Annotated in this window: 18 protein-coding genes; 2 read left to right on the top strand and 16 right to left on the bottom strand. The window is 65.0% G+C overall.

Features of this window, described 5'->3' with window-relative positions; translation table 11 throughout:
* Positions 1-135: 135 nt before the first annotated feature.
* The 12 genes from phnE (IQ24_RS04755) to phnG form a co-directional block, all read right to left on the bottom strand.
* Positions 136-1470 (bottom strand): phosphonate ABC transporter, permease protein PhnE, encoded by a 1335-nt coding sequence (phnE, locus tag IQ24_RS04755; RefSeq protein WP_145396647.1) that lies wholly within the window; start codon positions 1468-1470, stop codon positions 136-138.
* Positions 1471-1473: 3 nt separating this feature from the next.
* Positions 1474-2349, bottom strand: a complete 876-nt coding sequence (gene phnE / locus IQ24_RS04750; RefSeq protein ID WP_422386261.1) for a phosphonate ABC transporter, permease protein PhnE — start codon at positions 2347-2349, stop codon at positions 1474-1476.
* Positions 2350-2420: 71 nt separating this feature from the next.
* Complete coding sequence (gene phnD / locus IQ24_RS04745) at positions 2421-3320, bottom strand: phosphonate ABC transporter substrate-binding protein (protein WP_145396646.1); 900 nt, start codon at positions 3318-3320, stop codon at positions 2421-2423.
* A 55-nt stretch (positions 3321-3375) separates the two neighbouring features.
* Positions 3376-4194 (bottom strand): phosphonate ABC transporter ATP-binding protein, encoded by an 819-nt coding sequence (gene phnC, locus IQ24_RS04740; RefSeq protein WP_145396645.1) that lies wholly within the window; start codon positions 4192-4194, stop codon positions 3376-3378.
* Positions 4195-4383: 189 nt separating this feature from the next.
* Entirely contained in the window at positions 4384-5541 is a 1158-nt protein-coding gene (locus IQ24_RS04735) for an alpha-D-ribose 1-methylphosphonate 5-triphosphate diphosphatase (RefSeq protein WP_145396644.1), read from the bottom strand.
* A gap of 17 nt (positions 5542-5558) precedes the next feature.
* Positions 5559-6098 carry a phosphonate metabolism protein/1,5-bisphosphokinase (PRPP-forming) PhnN gene (phnN, locus tag IQ24_RS04730; protein WP_145396643.1) on the bottom strand — a complete coding sequence of 180 codons (540 nt, stop codon included), beginning with the start codon at positions 6096-6098 and terminating at the stop codon, positions 5559-5561.
* On the bottom strand, positions 6095-6766 hold the full coding sequence (gene phnL, locus IQ24_RS04725; protein WP_145396685.1) for a phosphonate C-P lyase system protein PhnL: 672 nt from the start codon (positions 6764-6766) through the stop codon (positions 6095-6097). Before phnL ends, phnN begins: the two co-directional genes overlap by 4 nt.
* A gap of 9 nt (positions 6767-6775) precedes the next feature.
* Positions 6776-7531, bottom strand: a complete 756-nt coding sequence (phnK, locus tag IQ24_RS04720; RefSeq protein ID WP_145396642.1) for a phosphonate C-P lyase system protein PhnK — start codon at positions 7529-7531, stop codon at positions 6776-6778.
* Positions 7528-8370 (bottom strand): alpha-D-ribose 1-methylphosphonate 5-phosphate C-P-lyase PhnJ, encoded by an 843-nt coding sequence (locus IQ24_RS04715; RefSeq protein WP_145396641.1) that lies wholly within the window; start codon positions 8368-8370, stop codon positions 7528-7530. The genes phnK and IQ24_RS04715 overlap by 4 nt, the downstream gene beginning before the upstream one ends.
* Positions 8367-9449, bottom strand: coding sequence for a carbon-phosphorus lyase complex subunit (locus tag IQ24_RS04710; RefSeq protein WP_145396640.1), 1083 nt, complete (start codon positions 9447-9449; stop codon positions 8367-8369). Before IQ24_RS04710 ends, IQ24_RS04715 begins: the two co-directional genes overlap by 4 nt.
* Complete coding sequence (gene phnH, locus IQ24_RS04705; protein WP_145396639.1) at positions 9449-10000, bottom strand: phosphonate C-P lyase system protein PhnH; 552 nt, start codon at positions 9998-10000, stop codon at positions 9449-9451. The genes IQ24_RS04710 and phnH overlap by 1 nt, the downstream gene beginning before the upstream one ends.
* Positions 10000-10431 carry a phosphonate C-P lyase system protein PhnG gene (gene phnG, locus IQ24_RS04700; RefSeq protein WP_145396638.1) on the bottom strand — a complete coding sequence of 144 codons (432 nt, stop codon included), beginning with the start codon at positions 10429-10431 and terminating at the stop codon, positions 10000-10002. The genes phnH and phnG overlap by 1 nt, the downstream gene beginning before the upstream one ends.
* 622 nt (positions 10432-11053) lie before the next feature.
* Between phnG and IQ24_RS04695 the strand changes: the two genes are divergently transcribed.
* Positions 11054-11449 carry a VOC family protein gene (locus IQ24_RS04695; protein ID WP_145396637.1) on the top strand — a complete coding sequence of 132 codons (396 nt, stop codon included), beginning with the start codon at positions 11054-11056 and terminating at the stop codon, positions 11447-11449.
* A 36-nt stretch (positions 11450-11485) separates the two neighbouring features.
* Here the strand turns inward: IQ24_RS04695 and IQ24_RS04690 are convergent, their stop codons facing one another.
* From IQ24_RS04690 to IQ24_RS04680, 3 genes are read right to left on the bottom strand one after another with little or no spacing between them, the layout of a single operon-like run.
* A complete protein-coding gene (locus IQ24_RS04690) occupies positions 11486-13000 on the bottom strand; it encodes a malonate--CoA ligase (protein ID WP_145396636.1) in 1515 nt (504 codons plus the stop codon).
* 25 nt (positions 13001-13025) lie between these two features.
* Positions 13026-14399: a malonyl-CoA decarboxylase gene (locus tag IQ24_RS04685; RefSeq protein WP_145396635.1), complete on the bottom strand. Its 1374-nt coding sequence runs from the start codon at positions 14397-14399 to the stop codon at positions 13026-13028.
* A 45-nt stretch (positions 14400-14444) separates the two neighbouring features.
* Entirely contained in the window at positions 14445-15827 is a 1383-nt protein-coding gene (locus tag IQ24_RS04680; protein WP_145396634.1) for an SLC13 family permease, read from the bottom strand.
* Between the two features lie 164 nt (positions 15828-15991).
* Between IQ24_RS04680 and IQ24_RS04675 the strand changes: the two genes are divergently transcribed.
* Complete coding sequence (locus IQ24_RS04675) at positions 15992-16669, top strand: GntR family transcriptional regulator (protein ID WP_422386260.1); 678 nt, start codon at positions 15992-15994, stop codon at positions 16667-16669.
* Positions 16670-16678: 9 nt separating this feature from the next.
* Here the strand turns inward: IQ24_RS04675 and IQ24_RS04670 are convergent, their stop codons facing one another.
* Positions 16679-16933 (bottom strand): hypothetical protein, encoded by a 255-nt coding sequence (locus IQ24_RS04670; RefSeq protein WP_145396632.1) that lies wholly within the window; start codon positions 16931-16933, stop codon positions 16679-16681.
* Positions 16934-16939 lie beyond the last annotated feature (6 nt).

The raw sequence follows: 16939 nt of genomic DNA, 5'->3' as shown, positions 1-16939 counted from the left end.
CCGGAGGGCGGCTTCATGCCTGGCATGTGATCCGATTGGACGGCTGCCGGGCGGAAATGGCAAGCGTGGATACGCCTGAATGCCAAGCGCGACCGCCCTTTCGGGACGGTCGCGGCAAGGGCGTTTCCAGTCGGTTCAGGCCGTTCCGCCCTTGATCAGGCGGCGGCGCAGCCAGCCCGAGAGGTTGTCCATGGCAATCACCGTCAGCACGATCAGCACCATGTAATAGGCCACATCCTCCCAATCCTTCTGGGTCTGGATCGCCTGCGTCAGCAAAAGCCCGATGCCGCCGCCCACGATGGCACCGATGATCGTGGCGCCGCGCGTGTTCGATTCGAGGAAATACAGCACCTGGCTCAGCAGCACCGGCATCACCTGCGGGATCACCCCGAAACGCGCGCGCTGCAAAGCGTTGCCGCCGGTCGAGCGGATGCCCTCGACTTGCTTTTCGTCGATGTTCTCGAAGGCTTCCGAGAACATCTTGCCGAAGCTGCCGGTGTCGGTCAGCAGGATCGCCAGTGAGCCGGTCATCGGGCCGGGGCCGAAGGCGCGGGCCAGAACGATGGTCCAGATCAGCCCGTCGACGCCGCGGATGAAGTCGAAGATGCGGCGCAGCCCGAAGCGCAGCGCGCCCAGAGGCATCATGTTCGACGCCGCCATGAAGCCCAGCGGCAGCGCGACGATGGCCGCGCCGAAGGTGCCCAGAAACGCCATCAGCACGGTCTCGAACAGTGCCCAGATGACGTCGCCATGCCGCCACATGGCATTGTTCCAGAACTGGTCCGCCATCACCGCGATGTTCGGGCGGGTGGGGTCGACCCGCTCTCCCCACAGGGCCGAGGCGGCGATCTCGGGCCAGGACATATAGTGGAACGGGCTGTCGAGGGTGAAGAAGAACAGCGCCCAGCCGGGCTCATATTTGAAGGTCTCGACCTTCGAGCGGGTATAGGCGAAGCGGCCCGCCTCGGTGGTGACGCTGATGCGCCCCTCGGAGGCGTTGATCCAGTCTGGCAGGGGCTGGGGGGCCTGAAGGGCAAGGCCGTCGCCCGTCTGGCGGATGTCGATGGTGCCGTAATCGGGGACGACATAGCGCGCGCCGCCCTGATCATAGGTCACCAGATGGCCATCGCCCAGATCGACGGTGGTGACGCCCCCGGCCTGAGTGATCCATGCGGGCAGGCGGTCTGCGGGATAGGTGCCCTTCGCCTCGCCATCGATCGAGACGCTGAGTGCGCCGGTGCGGTTCTGGCGCGTCACATGGGTCTTGTGCTGCCAGAAATCCGACAGCAGCACCCGGGCGTTGTCCATCTTCGCGCGCGAGGCCAGCCCCGCCACGTCAAAGGAGATCGCCGCATAGACAAGATAGGCAAGGATCGCCAGCGGCACGGCAAAGGACATGAGCCGTCTGCGGCCATGGGTTTTCAGGACGTGCCGCGCCAGCGTCGGTGTCGAGAGTTCGGTCATGGTCATGGCTCAGCCCTTCACCAGGCGCTCGCGGACGCGGTCCGAGATGGTGTCGATGATGACGATGGTCAGGAACAGCAAAAGGAAGATCCCCACCACCAGATCATAGCGGCCCATGCCCCATTGCATCGCGATCTTGAGGTCATGGCCGATGCCGCCTTCGCCGACGAAGCCCAGAATGGCGCTGGCGCGGACGTTGATCTCGAACCGCAAGAGCCCGTAGGAAATCCAGTTCGGGGCGACCTGCGGCAGCACGCCGAACCACATCCGCTGGCCCCAGCCCGCGCCGACCGAGGTCAGCCCCTCGACCGGTTTCAGATCGGCATTCTCGGCCACTTCAGAGAAGAGCTTGCCAAGCGCGCCCGCGGTGTGCAGCGAAATGGCGATGACGGCGGGCACCGGGCCGCCGCCCAGAATATAGATCAGGATCAGCGCGATGACGATTTCCGGGATCGCGCGGCAGACATCCATGATGCGCCGGAAGACGCCCGTCAGGCGTGGCCAGGGCGAGAGGCCCCGTGTGGACAGCAGCGCCAGCAGCATGGCGGCAATCCCCCCCAGAATGGTCGAGACCGCCGCGATATTCAGCGTCTCGATCAAGGAGGGTATATGGGCAACGAAGATACCGGGCAGGTTCGCGCGTTTTTCCCAGGCCTCGCTGATGACCTCGGTCGGGAAGGCCAGCACCATGGGCAGGCCGTCGATGAAGCCGCCGGCATTGCGCGACTGCGCCATCTGGAAGCCCGACATCATCAGCGCGACAAAGAGGATCAGCAGCACCCCGCCGTAAAGCCTGCGGCGGCGCACCAGCTCAAGATAGGCGTGCTGGTTCTGGGCAAGGTCATGGGGTGGACCGCCTGTCGATCCGATGGTGCTTGCGGTCACGGCTGACTCCGGCGTGGCATATGAAAAATGGCCGCGCCCGAGGTTGGGGCGCGGCCGGAAGGACAGCGGGATCAGCTGTTCGATTCTTCCAGTTTGCGGGCGGCGACGACGCCGTCATAGGCCTCATGCGTGACCGGAACGAAGTCCTTCGCATCGCCATGGGCCACGCCATAGGCGCATTCCTTGTCGGTCTCGTGCAGGTCGGCGCTGAGCTTCGTGACCTTGTCCTTGACGTCCTGCGGCAGGGCATTGCGCACCACCATCGGGCCTTCCGGGATCAGCTTGGATTTCCAGATCTCGACGATATCGTTCATGTCGACCAGACCCGCGTCAGCCGCCTTGCGGAACGCGCCTGAGTTGTAGCCATCTTCCCAATCGCCCAGACCGTCGGCCCAGCTGACGCCCGCGACGATATCGCCATTGGCGACGCCGACGATTGTCTGCTCATGCCCGCCCGAGAAGCGCACGTCCGAGAAGAACTGGTCGAGCGGCCCGAAGGTCTCGGTCAGCTCGGCCGCCGGGACCAGATAGCCCGAGGTCGAGTTCGGATCGGCGAAGGCGAAGCTTTTGCCCTTGGCGTCCTCGATCTTGGTGATGCCGCTGTCCTTGCGGGCAAAGGCAAAAGAGTAATAGCCGGTCGAGCCGTCGATGTTCTGCTTGGTCAGGACCGGGGTCACAGCATTGGCGTCGGTCAGGTAGATCTTGGCATAGCCCGAGGCGCCCAGCCACGCCATGTCCAGCGTGCCGCCCAGCAGGCCCTGGATGACGCCATCATAGTCAGCGGGGGTGAAGATCTTGACCGGGACGCCCAGCTCGGCCTCGATGGCCGCGCGGTAGCATTCATTCGCGGTCATGCGGTCCTGCGCGTTTTCGCCGCCCATGATGCCGATGTTGAACTGCTTGATCTCTTGCGCCGTGGCGGCCGAGGTCAGGGCGGTGGCGGCCGCAAGGGCCAGTGCGAGGGTTTTCATGGTCTCTCCATGGGTTATGGCCCCGATCAGGTTGATCCGTCGGGCCGGGGTCGTCTCAGGCCAGCAGGCGTTCCGCATATTCGCGGTCGGCTGCGGTGTCGGTGGGAAGGGCGGTCGAGGTCGCGGCCTCGTTGAAGCTGGCGTCCGCGCCATAGATGTCGCGGGCGACGCCGGTGGAAAGCTGCTCGGGCGTGCCGTCAAAGACGATGCGGCCGTCGCGCATGCCGATCACCCGGTCGCAATAGCGCCGCGCGGTGTCGAGTGTGTGGAGGTTCGCGATGACCATGCGGCCATCCTCGATGTTGATGCGCTTCAGCGTGTCCATCACCACCTGCGCATTCATCGGGTCGAGGCTGGCGATGGGCTCATCCGCCAGAATGATCTGCGGGTCCTGCATCAGCGCGCGGGCAATGGCGACGCGCTGCTGCTGGCCGCCCGACAGCGCCTCGGCGCGTTTGGCGGCCTGCTCGACGATGCCCAGCCGGTCGAGGATCTGCAGCGCGCGCAGGATGTCCTCACGCGACCACAGGTTGAACATCGTGGCCAGCGTCGAGCGGCGGTTCAAGAGCCCGTGCAGCACGTTCGAAGTCACGTCCATGCGCGGCACCAGATTGAACTGCTGGAAGATCATCGCGCATTGGCTTTGCCAGGCCCGCCGGGCCTGACCGCCCAGCGACAGGATGTTCTGCCCGTTCACAAGGATCTGCCCCGAGGAGGCATCCGTCAGCCGGTTCATCATCCGCAGGAAGGTCGACTTACCCGCACCCGAGCGCCCGATGATGCCGACAAAGGCCGGGCGGTCGATGGTGAAGCTGATGTCATCCACCGCAGCCCTGCTGCCGAAGACGCGCGTCACATTCCGAACCTCAAGCATACCAGTCCCCTTTTCTGTCAGGGGCGTCTTAGGGGGCGATTGTGACGGTTAGGGACGATCAGTCTGAAGGTTTTGTGAAAAGATCAAGTCTTTGAAAATAAATATAAAATTATGGAAAAACGCAGCATGCACCGGCCTGCGGAAGGGCAGGTCGGTGCATGTCCGGTGGTGGCTCTTTTTAAGGGGGCGTCAGGCCACGCGGCGGCCGGCGACCCAGGTCTCGCGCATGAAGGGCGTCCCGTCGACGCGGGCGATACGGATCAGGTCGGCGCGCAGGCCTGCCTCCAGCTGACCACGATCCGTCAGGCCTGAGGATCGCGCAGGGGCGGCCGTCACCGTTCCGAAGCCACGCGCCAGATCACCCCAAAGCTCGCCCAGCATGAAGGCCGAGGTCAGCAGCGCCGCCGGGACGTAATCCGACGATACGATGTCCAGCAGATCGGCCTTCGCCAGTTCGGCCGCGGCGACATTGCCGGAATGCGAGCCGCCCCGGATCAGGTTCGGCGCACCCATAATCGTGGCGATTCCATGCGCGTGGCAGGCGCGGGCGGCCTCGACGGTCGTCGGGAATTCGGCCAGACGAATGCCGTATTCGGCGGAAGTCGAGACCTGTTCCTCGGTCGTGTCGTCATGGCTGGCCAGCACCGCACCCCATGCCTTGGCGGCGGCAACGGTTGCGGCCTCATGTGCGTCGCCATGGCGGGCGCGCAGATCGGTCAGATGGGCGACATGTTCAGCGAATTCGGCCTCGGATTTGCCATGTTTGCCGCGCACATATTGCTCGAGCTTCGAGATATCGCGGAACTGGCGCTGGCCCGGCGTGTGGTCCATCACGCTGACGATGCCGATGCGGTCATCGGGGCCGAACTCGTCCAATTCATCGATCAGCGTTTCCGAGCAGACCTCGGCGCGCAGGTGGATGCGGTGGCTGATGCGCAGGTTCGGGCGGGCGGCCAGAATCTCATCCGCGACCTTGCGGGCGTATTTGCCATAGCTGCCATCGCGGTGGATCGAGCCGACGCGCAGCGCGTCGAAAACCGTGGTGATGCCGCAGCCCGCAAGCTCGGCATCATGGGCGGCGATGGCGGCGGAATGGGGCCAGTCGACGCCTGGACGCGGCTCCATGTGGCGCTCCAGATTGTCGGTGTGCAACTCGATCAGGCCGGGGGCGATCAGGTCGCCCTCGCAATCGATGCCGGTGGCGGACGGGCCGCCGATCTCGGCGATCAGCCCGTCGCGCAGGACGATGCTGCCCTTGCGCACCTCACCCGGCAGGATCAGCGTGGCATTCGTCAGGACCGTTTCCGTCGCGGTCTTTCCGTCGGGAAAGCTTGGCGTGTCGCGCATGTGGTAACCTTTGTGTTTCAGACGGAGTGGATGGCCGGGCGTTCCCCGGCATGGTCGAGTGCATGCAGAAATGCCGCGACCCCATCCGCGATCGCGCCGTCATTGACGACCGTCGCGATGGGGAGGTTCGCGGGCAGGGGGGCTTCGCGGGCCAGACGGCTGGCGATATCGGCGGCATCCTCGCGGCCCCGCGCGGCGAGGCGTTGCGCCAACACTTCGGGCGAGGCGGTGACGTTGATGACCCGCAGGTCCGGAAAGACCCGCGCCGCGTCCGCCAGCATCCGGCGCGAGCAGTTGAAGATGGTCACGCCATCACTTGCCGCATGGGGGATGCCGTAATGCAGGCCATGCGCCTGCCAGCTTAGCGCAAATTCGCCCGCATCCTTGCGGCGGGCGAATTCGGCCTCGGTCACGCCGTCGAAATCCTCGCCCCCCGCGTCGGAGGGGCGGGTGATCGTGCGGCGCAGCATGCGGATGTCGGGACGCGCCGCCAGCGCACCGGCCAGCAGCGTATCCTTGCCCGCGCCTGAAGGCCCGACGACCGCGAAAACCGTCATGCGGCGAACCTTTCCATCTCGATCATGCGGTCGCAGACGCGGTCTCGCGCGGCCTCGTCGTGGAAGATGCCGACGATGGCGGTGCCGCGCGCCTTGGCTTCCTCGATCAGCGACAGCACGGTTTCGCGGTTGGTGGCGTCAAGGCTGGCGGTCGGTTCGTCCAGCAGCATGACCGGCACCTGACGGATGAAGCCCCGCGCGATGTTCACCCGCTGCTGTTCCCCGCCCGAGAAAGTGGTGGGCGACAGCGACCACAGCCGCTCGGGGATGCGCAGCCGTGTCAGCAGGGCGCGGGCGGCGTCCAGCGCCTGATCCTCGGGCGTCCCGGTGACCAGCAGGGGTTCGGCCACCACGTCCAGCGTCGGCACGCGTGGCACAACGCGCAGGAACTGGCTGACATAGGCCATGCGATCCCGGCGCAGCGCCAGGATCTCGCGCGGCTCGGCCTTCGCGACATCGGTGCCCGCAATCACGATCTGACCCGAGGCGGCAAGGTAGTTCCCCCACAACAGCCGCATCAGCGTCGACTTGCCCGCGCCTGAGGCGCCTAGCAGGCCCACACATTCGCCAGCCGCCACCGACAGCGACACATCGCTCATTACAGGGATCACCGCCGCGCCCTGATTGTGCAGGGTGAAGGTCTTGGAAACGTTGGAAATCTCGATCACGTTCATGGGTTACACCTGCAAGACAGAGGACACGAGAAGCTGGGTATAGGGATGCTGCGGATCGTCAAGCACCTGATCGGTCAGGCCCTGTTCAACCACGCGGCCGCCCTTCATCACCATCAACCGGTCGGCCAGCAGCCGCACCACGGCCAAATCATGCGTGACGATGATCGCCGACAGGCCCATCTTGCGGACCAGCCCGCGCAGCAGGTCCAGAAGCCGCGCCTGAACGCTGACATCGAGGCCGCCGGTCGGTTCATCCATGAAGACCAGACGCGGGCCGGTCACCAGATTGCGGGCGATCTGCAAGCGCTGCTGCATGCCCCCCGAAAAGGCCGAGGGGCGGTCGTCGATACGGTCGCTGGCGATCTCGACCCGGCCCAGCCAATCGGTCGCGGTCTCGCGAATATTGCCGTAATGGCGCGCGCCCACGGCCATCAGCCGTTCGCCGACATTGCCGCCCGCGCTGACCGCCATGCGCAGCCCGTCACGCGGGTTCTGGTGAACAAAGGCCCATTCTGTGCGGGCCAGGAAGCGACGCTCGGGTTCGGACATCGCCAGCACGTCGCGGCCATCGAAATGAACCTGACCCTGATCGGGGGTCATGTGACCGGCCAGACAGGACAGCAGCGTCGACTTGCCCGAGCCGCTTTCGCCGACGATCCCCATGACCTCGCCCGGCCACAGATCGAAGCTGACATCGGTGCAGCCGATGCGCGAGCCATAGCGTTTCTCAAGGTCGCGGACGGTGAACAGGGGTTTCATGCGGCGTCCTCCTGACGGCTGCGGCAGAATGCGGTGTCGGAACAGACGAAGATGCGGCCGCCCTGATCGTCGGTGATGACCTCATCCAGATAGCTTTCCGTCGCGCCGCAGATGTCGCAGGCATGGTCGGCCTTGCTGGCGACAAACGGATGGTCGTCGAAATCGAGGCTTTCCACCTTGGTATAGGGCGGCAGCGCATAGATGCGCTGTTCGCGCCCCGCGCCAAACAGCATCAGCGCCGGGCTGTCGTTCAGTTTCGGGTTGTCGAACTTCGGGATGGGCGAGGGGTCCATGACATAGCGCCCCTCGACCTTGACCGGATAGGCATAGGCGGTGGCGATCTCGCCATGCCGGGCAATGTCTTCGTAAAGCTTGACCTGCATCAGCCCGTAATCGGCCAAGGCGTGCATCCGCCGCGTTTCCGTCTCGCGCGGTTCAAGGAAGCGCAGAGGCTCGGGGATCGGGACCTGAAAGACCATGATCTGGCCTTCCTGCAACGGCGTTTCCGGGATGCGGTGGCGGGTCTGGATGATGGTCGCGGCTTCCGTTTCCTCGGTCACGGCCACATCCGCCGTGCGCTGGAAGAAGCGCCGGATCGAGACCGCGTTCGTCGTGTCATCCGCACCCTGATCGATCACCTTCAGCGTGTCGTCCGGCGTCAGGCAGGCCGCCGTCACCTGCACGCCACCCGTGCCCCAGCCGTAAGGCATCGGCATTTCGCGGCTGGCGAAGGGCACCTGATAGCCGGGGATCGCGACCGCCTTCAGCAGCGCGCGGCGGATCATGCGTTTGGTTTCCTCGTCGAGGTAGGCGAAATTATAGGCGTCGAGGGCGGTCATTCTGCGGCCTCCAGATTGGCGAATGCGGCGGCGCGCACGCTGCGGATCAGCTCCAGTTCCGCTTGGAAATCGACGTAATGCGGCAGCTTGATATGTTCGAGGAAGCCGGTCGCCTGAATGTTGTCGCAGTGCGACAGCACGAATTCTTCGTCCTGCGCAGGCGCGCCGGTGAAGTCCTCGCCGAGTTCCCGCCAGCGCAGCGCGCGGTCGACCAGTGCCATGCTGATCGCCTTGCGCTCGGTCTGGCCGAAGGTCAGGCCATAGCCGCGGGTGAATTGCGGCGGTTCGGTTTTCGAGCCGTTGAACTGGTTCACCGTCTCGCATTCGGTCAGCTCGATCTCTCCGATCTCGACCGGGAAACCCAGTTCCGGAATATCCACCTCGACCGCGACTTGGCCGATGCGCAATTCGCCGACGAAGGCGTGGTTGCGGGCGTAGCCGCGCTGGGTCGAATAGGCGAGGCCAAGGACGAAGCCCTCATCCCCCCGCGCCAGCGATTGCAGGCGCAGCGCGCGGTCGGCGGGCAGCTCCAGCGGCTCGCGGGTCAGGTCGGCGGGCGTGTCGTCATTCGGGACCGCCTGTTCGATCAGCCCGTCGCGGTCCAGAAAACCAAGGATATGCGGCACGTCCTGCGTGTCGGCAGGGGCGGTGGGTGCGGCGGGAACCTCGCCTTCGGCGGCCAGCGTGAAGTCCAGCAGGCGGTGGGTATAGTCGAAGGTCGGGCCAAGAATTTGCCCGCCCGGCGCGTCCTTGAACGTGGCCGAGACGCGGCGGCTGACCAGCATCGAAGCCGTGTTGACGGGGTTCGAGGCCGCCAGACGCGGCAGCGTCGTGCGATAGGCGCGGATCAGAAAGATCGCCTCGATCAGATCGCCACGCGATTGCTTGATCGCCAGCGCGGCAAGGTCGGGGTCGTAAAGCGAGCCCTCGGCCATGACGCGGTTGACGGCCAGCGACATCTGCTCGCGGATCTGGGGCACCGAAAGCTCGGGGACCGCAGGGTCGCCCCGGCGTTCCTCGGCAAGCCAGGCATGGGCGTTTTCGATGGCGCGTTCACCACCTTTGACGGCGACATACATCAGAGAAACTCCACTTTCGTGCTGCGGGGCAGGCCCATGATGCGGCTCTGGGTCGCAAGGATCAGGTCAAGGCCCAGCGGGAAGGCGGTCGGGCGCGCGCCGGGGCAGAAGGCCTCTACGGAGCCATTGATGCCGGGGCCGCTAAGCGTGGCATTGGGGGCGGGAACCTCATCCAGTGTGACGATCAGCGTAGCGGAACGGTCGGGATATTCCGGCGTGCCAATGGCGAACTGGTCCAGCGGCTGAAGGTCCTGCCAGGTGCCGATGGCGAAGCTGGCCTCAGTGGCGGAGGTGATCGGCGCGGCGGTGTGGAAAGTGATCCAGTAGCGCACCTCGGGGCAGTCGAGCGCTCCGGCCAGATGCAGCGGCGTGTTGTGATCGGCCAGGGTCAGGATCGCGGCACCTGCGGCGGGTGACAGCGGCGCGGGCGGCATCGCGCCCTGAACCTCTTGCCACTGACCGGGGCGGGACATGGCCTCCAGAATGGCGCGGAAGGCGGTGGCGGACTGGCGGGGCGCGTCGCTGAAGCCGCCGGAAATCTGCTGGTTCATCAATCCTCTCCGCGGACCATTGTGAAGAATTCGACCTTGGTGGCCGCCGCCTTGGCGCGGCGTGTGGCGGCGCGCTGCGAGGCGTGGCGGGCCAGCGGGGCCAGCACGTCGCGGCGGATCGCCTCGGCCCGGTCGCCCTGCATCAGCGCATCCAGAATGGCCGCGCGGGTCGCATGCGGCTTGTCGCGACCCTGCACATAGGCGTGGCCGACCTCTCCGCCCGCCAGCGTGACCGAGCATCTGGTCACCGTCATTTCCCCCAGGTTGAAGGGCGCGCCCGTGCCGCCTGCGCGGCCCCGCACCATCACCGCCCCGGTTTCCGGCGCGCGCGCCAGGCTGTGGGGCGGCAGTTCCCCCAGCAGATGCGCAAGCATCCCGGGGTCCGAGCGGGCAACCAGCCCCATCCATTCGCGGCGATCAGTCATGGTCATCTGGACATCTTTCGAAGTTGTCGAAATATCTATACAACTAGACAAGTCATAACCGGTTTGACCCGGTTGTCGCAAGCGCGATGGTGTGAATTTTTGGTGACGGTCCGGGGCGCATCCGCAGCATTTGCCAGGGTTCCATCGGCGGATTTCCGATCAAGTCATCCCCATGCAAGCAAAACGAGCAAAATGTGGTTGCCCAATCTCCCGATGGGTGAGAAACTTATCGAACATTAACTGATTCAGATTGGATCTGATATGGTCGCCGTACTGATCGGCGTCCTGGGTGTTATAGCGTTTGTTGTTGATTGGTATTTACCCGGCGACGCCTCCGCCGCATTCTTGTGGGCGTGTTTAGTTGTCGCAACCATCGCGGTCTATATTACTGCGGTGCTATGGTGGGGAAGATTCCCTGCCGAACACAATGATATCTCGCGCAAATCCACTTTGCCGCCAGATTATACGCCCAATACGGGCCTGCCACTTTGGCAAAACACAGCCAGCACGCGGACCGTCTCGTTCCGGTAATCGCGCGCATCGCCTTGCACTTGGCCGCCGTCAGGCGGCTGGAGAATCCCCGGCTTCATGCTAAGGGGTGGGGGTTCTTGCAGGGAAAGGTGGCGCGATGGCCAAGATGATCCATTCCATGATCCGCGTGATGGAGGAGGAACGCTCGCTGGCGTTCTACAAGGCCGCCTTCGGGCTTGAGCCCGTCGAGCGGCTGGATTTCGAAACCTTCACGCTGATCTATCTGGCCAATGGCGAAAGCACGTTCGAGCTGGAGCTGACGGTCAACAAGGACCGTACCGAGCCCTATGATCTGGGGAATGGCTACGGCCATCTGGCCGTCTCGGTCGAGGATGTGGCGGCCGAACATGCCCGTCTGACCGCGCTTGGGCTTCAGCCCCGCAAGCTGGTGGATTTCGCGCCGGGGGGCGAGGTGATCGCCACGTTCTTCTTCATCAAGGACCCCGACGGCTATGAGATCGAGGTGCTTCAGCGCGCCGGTCGCTATCTGTAAGCGAAAGGGGCCCGCCACTGGCAGGCCCCGGCACCATCATTTCTGAAACAGCGCGCCATACTGGTCGCGCAGCAGGTTTTTCTGCACCTTGCCCATGGTGTTGCGAGGCAGTTCCTCGACAAAGATCACGCGCTTGGGCTGCTTGAAGCGGGCCAGCCGCTCGGCCAGCGGCGCAAGGATGTCTGCCTCGGTTAGCGCGACCTTGCCAGTCGGCACGACGACCGCTGCCACCGCCTCGCCGAAGTCGCTGTGCGGCAGGCCGATCACGGCGGATTCGTTGACGCCGGTGATGGCGTCGATCTCGGTCTCGACCTCTTTGGGATAGATGTTGTAGCCGCCCGAGATGATCAGGTCCTTGCCGCGTCCGACGATATGGACATAGCCCTTGTCGTCGACCATCCCCAGATCGCCGGTGATGAAATAGCCGTTCTCGCGCAGTTCCGCGGCGGTCTTTTCGGGCATCTGCCAATAGCCGCAGAAGACGTTGGGGCCACGCACCTCGATCATGCCGATCTCGCCATCGGGCAGCGGCGCGCCGGTTTCAGGGTCGGTGACGATCACCTCGACCCCCGGCAGGGGCTGGCCGACGGTGCCCGCGATCCGTTCCCCCTCATAGGGGTTCGAGGTGCTCATATTGGTCTCGGTCATGCCATAGCGTTCCAGGATCGCATGCCCGGTGCGCGCCTGCCATTCGCGATGCGTTTCCGCCAGAAGCGGCGCCGAGCCCGAGATGAAGAGCCGCATATGCGAGGTCACCTGTGGGTCAAGCCGGGGCGATTCCAGCAGCCGCACATAGAAGGTCGGCACGCCCATCAGCACGGTCGCGCGCGGCATCACGTCCAGAATGCGGTCGGCGTCGAACTTCGGCAGGAAGATCATCGAGGCGCCCGCAAGGAAGGTCAGGTTGGTCGCGACGAAAAGGCCATGCGTGTGGAAGATCGGCAGCGCATGGATCAGCACGTCGCTGGCCGAATAGCGCCAGGCATCCTGCAGCGCGACGGCGTTCGAATAGAGGTTCTCATGCGACAGCATCGCGCCCTTGGAACGCCCCGTCGTCCCCGAGGTGTAAAGCAGCGCGGCCAGATCCGCGCCCGCCCGCTCGACGGTCTCGAACCCTTCCGGCGCAGCTTCGGCGGCGGTCATCAGGCTGCCCTGACCATCGGCGTCCAGCGTCAGGATCTTGGCATTGCTGGCCCGCGCCGCAACCTCCAGTGACGCCTGCCGGGCCGGGTCGCAGACAAAGACCGCGGGTCGGGCGTCGCCCAGAAAATACTCGATCTCGGCCGGGGTATAGCCGGTGTTGAGCGGCAGGAAGACCGCCCCCGCGCGCACCGTTGCCAGATAAAGAATGATCGCCTCGACCGATTTCTCGATCTGCACGGCCACCCGGTCGCCCGGCGCGACGCCCTGCGCCACCAGCGCATTCGCCATCTGGCCCGAGCGGGCGATCAGGTCGCTATAGGTGATCTGCGCGCCGGATGCGGTCTCAATGGCCGTGCGGGACGGATCGGGCGTCTGCTGGATGAGGCGGGAAAAGAGGTTCGAGTTCATGTCGGGCACCGTGGCTTGAAGGTCATCAGGATTTGGGGGCGGCGGGCGGCAGGGATTTGCGCACCTCGGGCGAGGCGGCAACATGCCCACGTTCGGCCAGCGCCTCATGGTTCTTTTCGATCTCTTTGAGATCATACAGGTAGTTCACCATCAGGCCATGCGATTGCCGCAGCCCGTTGGCGGATTGATCGCCCAGGAAATCCAGCCGCTCCAGCCGCGCGCCATTGCCCAAATGGAAGCGGGCGACGGGGTCGACGGGGCGACCGCGCTTGTCCTTGGCCTGCAGGAAATAGGCGGCGGCCAGCGGCAGCAGCACCTCGCGCAGGGCTTCGACCTGTGCCTCGTCCTTGTGCCAGCCGGGGGTGTCCAGATGCGCCAGCACCTCGCGCGTCTCGGGCGTGATCAGGGTCGTCTCGGCATTCTCGCGCTCGGCCTTCAGCCATGCGGCGAAGCCCGGCACCGGCGACAGGGTCACGAAGGTCTTGATGTTGGGCAGTTCGGCCTTCAGATCCTCGACCACCTGCTTGATCAGGAAGTTGCCGAAGGACACCCCCGCCAAGCCGCGCTGCGTGTTCGAGATCGAATAGAAAACCGCCGTCGTTGCCTCGGATGCCGGAATCGGTTGGCGGTCCAGATCCAGAAGCGGGCCGACCTTGTCGGGAATCTCGCGGGTCAGCGCCACCTCGACGAAGATCAGCGGCTCATCGGCCAGCTGCGGGTGGAAGAAGCCGTAACAGCGCCGGTCCGTCGGCTCCAGCCGGTTGCGCAGATCGTCCCAGTTCTGGATCGCGTGCACGGCCTCATAGCGGATGATTTTCTCCAGAATGCTGGCCGAGGTGTTCCAGTCAATATGGCGCAGCACCAGAAAACCCCGGTTGAACCATGAGGAAAACAGATGCGCGAAATCGGCATCCACCCGGCGCAGGTCGGGGTTGCCCTTCAGATGGCGCAACAGTTCCTCGCGCATGTCGACCAGCGTGGCAGTGCCGCCCTGCGCCTGATTGAGGCGGCGCAGCAGCTCTTGCCGGCGCGGTTCGGCCAGCTGGTGCAGCGACTCGATGGCCTCTTCGCTGGGCTCATCGCTGCCCATCGCGCGGATGGCCTTGATGACCGCCTCGCGATCGGCGCCGAAACGGGTGGCGAGTGTCCGAAGGAATTCAAGCCGCGCCTCGGGCGGGGCGGCGTCGAAGGCCAGCACAAGCGCCTGCGCCAGCGCCACCCCCGAGGCCTCGCCCCGCCGCGACAGCAGCCGCTCGGCCAGTTCGGCCAGATCGGGCGTGGCCTCCTTCGGGTCGGGACGGCGGCGCAGAAGCGAGCGTCCCCGCTCGGTCAAGGTGTCCAGCAGATCGCCCAGAAAGGCGGTGCGGCTGGTCGGCTCGGTTCGCAATGTCTTGGTCACGTCACGCTCCTGCAAAAGGTCGGTTTCAGGTGGGCGCTGCCGGGATCAACCCGGCAGAACCACGAAGATAAGCCACAGGACGGGCGGCGCGATCAGCGTCACCAGCGCGCCATAGCCCAGCAGCCTGCGGAAGAAGGCCTGCCGGTCGACGCCCTGCGCATTGGCCAGCACCAAGGCCCCGTTGGTCGAGAAGGGGCTGACATCGACGATGGTCGAGGCGACCGCCATGCCCGCGATGAAGCCGATGGCGCTGACCCCGGTGCCCGCCTGAAGGAAGGGCACGGCCAGCGGGATCAGCGAGCCCAGCACCGCCACCGAAGAGGCGAAGGCCGAGACGACCGCACCGATATAGAACAGCAGCAATGCCGCCAGCAGCGGCGAGGCCAGGCCCGCCACGCTGTCGCCGACGAAATCGATGGTGCCCATATGCTCCATCACCGAAACATAGGTGCTGACACCGGTGATCAACATGATCTCGGGCCAGGCGACCTGCGCCATCGCGCGTTTTTGCAGCGTGGGCGACCAGAGCGACAGCACCAGACCGATGGTCAGTGAGATGAAGCCGATGTCCTGCTTGAAGGCCAGCACCAGCACCGCCAGCGCCGCCAGACCCGCCAGCGTGGCGATCTGATAGGGCGTGCCGTCCTGCGGCTCGGGCGCGGTCGGGTCGGCCAGAAGGCTGTTCGGCTCGCCACTCGCCTCATCGGCGATGCGGCGGGTCAGGGCCTCGGCCTCGCTGTCGCCGAAGATCTGCGGGCCGGTGGCGGGGCGCGCAATCTCAAGATGCGGGACATTGACCGGGGTGATCTCGGCGCTGCCCGCGCGCAGCAGCCTGCGCCCGCCCAGCACCATGAACAGGATCAGCGCCACCGCGAAGTTCACGAAGAAGCTGGCGGCGAAAGTCGTCATCGGGCTGAGCGGCAGCCCGGCCTGGCTGACCACGCCATTGGTGATGCCGCCATAGATGCTGATGGGCGAAAAGCCCCCGGCTTGCGCGCCATGCACCACCATCAGACCCATCAGCATGGGTGAGATGTGATAGCGGAAAGCAAAGCCCAGGGCGATGGGCGCGATGATCGCGACCGCGCCGGGGCTGACCGCGCCGACCGAGGTCAGCAGGGCCGAGATGCCGAACATGATCCACGGGATCGCCGCGATCCGGCCCTTCACCGCGCGCACGGCCAGCCGCACCAGCCAGTCGATGGTGCCGTTGTTCTGCGCCAGCGCAAACAGCCAGGTGATGCCCGCCAGCGTCAGGAACAGCCCGCCGGGAAAGAAGTCGATGATCTCGGACGCCTTCATGCCGACCAGCAGCGTGCCGATCAGGAATGCGCCCACGAAGGCCAGAACGCCCATATTGATGGGCCAGACGGTCGCGATGACGAACAGCCCGGCCAGCAGATAGATGGATATCAGATGATGTGACACGAATTTCCTCCCTCCATGATCGGGCCGATGGCCGCAACTCATGTTCTCCCTGTGATGATTGTGCGGGGAAAGCATGATATATACAACAGAAATTACGTTGGATATTTCAGTGCCTTGCTGATAACCTGAAGGGCAGGGGTTTCTGAGACAGGTGCGATATCATCATGGCGCTCTCGAATACCGAGCGAATCAGGACGGCGCTGGAAAACGCCATCGTCGACGGCCAGTTCCGGCCGGGCGCGCGGCTGGACCCCGAGGCGCTGGCGGCCCAGTTCCAATGCTCGCGCACCCCCATCCGCGAGGCGTTGCAGCAGCTTGAGACCTCGGGTCTGGTGCGCGTGCAGCCCAAGCGCGGCACTTTCGTGTCGGAATGGTCGGTCGATGAGCTGGCCGAGCGCTTCGAGGTCATGGCCGAGGTCGAGGCGAGCTGCGCCCGCTTGGCCGCGCGCCGCATATCCGAGCCCGAGATCGCGCAGCTGCAGGCCGCGCACCGCGATTGCCGCCGCCATGCCGAAGCGGGCGAGATCGACCTCTATTACGCCAGCAATTCCGAATTTCATCACTGCATCTACCGCGCCACGCATAACGCCTTTCTGGCGCAGGAGGCGTCACGGCTGCATGCGATGCTGCAGCCCTATCGGCGGATGCAGTTGCAGGTGCGCAACCGTCTGGGCCGCTCCTTCGCCGAACATGACGAGATTGTCGCCGCCATCGAGGCGGGCGACGGCGAACGCGCGGCCAGGGCGGTGCGCGATCATGTCGTCATTCAGGGCGACCGTTTCCACGATCTGGTCGCCGCCCTGCGCAGCGCACCCGATGCGGGCGGGCAGGGGGACGGTTAGCGCCCCGCCTCAGCGCAGTTGCGGCTTATAGGGCGAGTTCAGCTTGAACAGCTTTTCCGTCGACATCCGCCATTGATGCAGATGGCTCATGCACTTTTCGACATCGCTGCGCTTGCCGGTCACGCGAATCGTGCCGGGAATGACTTCCTCGGCGGGAAGCGGCTTCAACTGGTCCAGAGCTTCGGCCGTTTCCTCACGACTGGGGTCACGGTCGTCGGAATAGACGAGGACGAAGTTTTCGTTGCGTTTTCTTTGGGCAGTCATCAGTCG

This window comes from Paracoccus sulfuroxidans (assembly GCF_007830335.1).
GTDB lineage: Bacteria > Pseudomonadota > Alphaproteobacteria > Rhodobacterales > Rhodobacteraceae > Paracoccus > Paracoccus sulfuroxidans.
The sequence above is the reverse complement of the archived record's forward strand: the minus strand, read 5'-3'. Positions and strand labels throughout refer to the sequence as shown.

What these genes read in the sequence shown, in the direction of transcription:
- phnE (WP_145396647.1), bottom strand. Translation starts at nt 1,470, where the DNA reads ATGACCATGACCGAACTCTCGACACCGACGCTGGCGCGGCACGTCCTG.
- phnD (WP_145396646.1), bottom strand. Translation starts at nt 3,320, where the DNA reads ATGAAAACCCTCGCACTGGCCCTTGCGGCCGCCACCGCCCTGACCTCG.
- phnC (WP_145396645.1), bottom strand. Translation starts at nt 4,194, where the DNA reads ATGCTTGAGGTTCGGAATGTGACGCGCGTCTTCGGCAGCAGGGCTGCG.
- IQ24_RS04735 (WP_145396644.1), bottom strand. Translation starts at nt 5,541, where the DNA reads ATGCGCGACACGCCAAGCTTTCCCGACGGAAAGACCGCGACGGAAACG.
- phnN (WP_145396643.1), bottom strand. Translation starts at nt 6,098, where the DNA reads ATGACGGTTTTCGCGGTCGTCGGGCCTTCAGGCGCGGGCAAGGATACG.
- phnK (WP_145396642.1), bottom strand. Translation starts at nt 7,531, where the DNA reads ATGAAACCCCTGTTCACCGTCCGCGACCTTGAGAAACGCTATGGCTCG.
- IQ24_RS04715 (WP_145396641.1), bottom strand. Translation starts at nt 8,370, where the DNA reads ATGACCGCCCTCGACGCCTATAATTTCGCCTACCTCGACGAGGAAACC.
- IQ24_RS04710 (WP_145396640.1), bottom strand. Translation starts at nt 9,449, where the DNA reads ATGTATGTCGCCGTCAAAGGTGGTGAACGCGCCATCGAAAACGCCCAT.
- phnH (WP_145396639.1), bottom strand. Translation starts at nt 10,000, where the DNA reads ATGAACCAGCAGATTTCCGGCGGCTTCAGCGACGCGCCCCGCCAGTCC.
- phnG (WP_145396638.1), bottom strand. Translation starts at nt 10,431, where the DNA reads ATGACCATGACTGATCGCCGCGAATGGATGGGGCTGGTTGCCCGCTCG.
- IQ24_RS04695 (WP_145396637.1), top strand. Translation starts at nt 11,054, where the DNA reads ATGGCCAAGATGATCCATTCCATGATCCGCGTGATGGAGGAGGAACGC.
- IQ24_RS04690 (WP_145396636.1), bottom strand. Translation starts at nt 13,000, where the DNA reads ATGAACTCGAACCTCTTTTCCCGCCTCATCCAGCAGACGCCCGATCCG.
- IQ24_RS04675 (WP_422386260.1), top strand. Translation starts at nt 15,992, where the DNA reads ATGGCGCTCTCGAATACCGAGCGAATCAGGACGGCGCTGGAAAACGCC.
- IQ24_RS04670 (WP_145396632.1), bottom strand. Translation starts at nt 16,933, where the DNA reads ATGACTGCCCAAAGAAAACGCAACGAAAACTTCGTCCTCGTCTATTCC.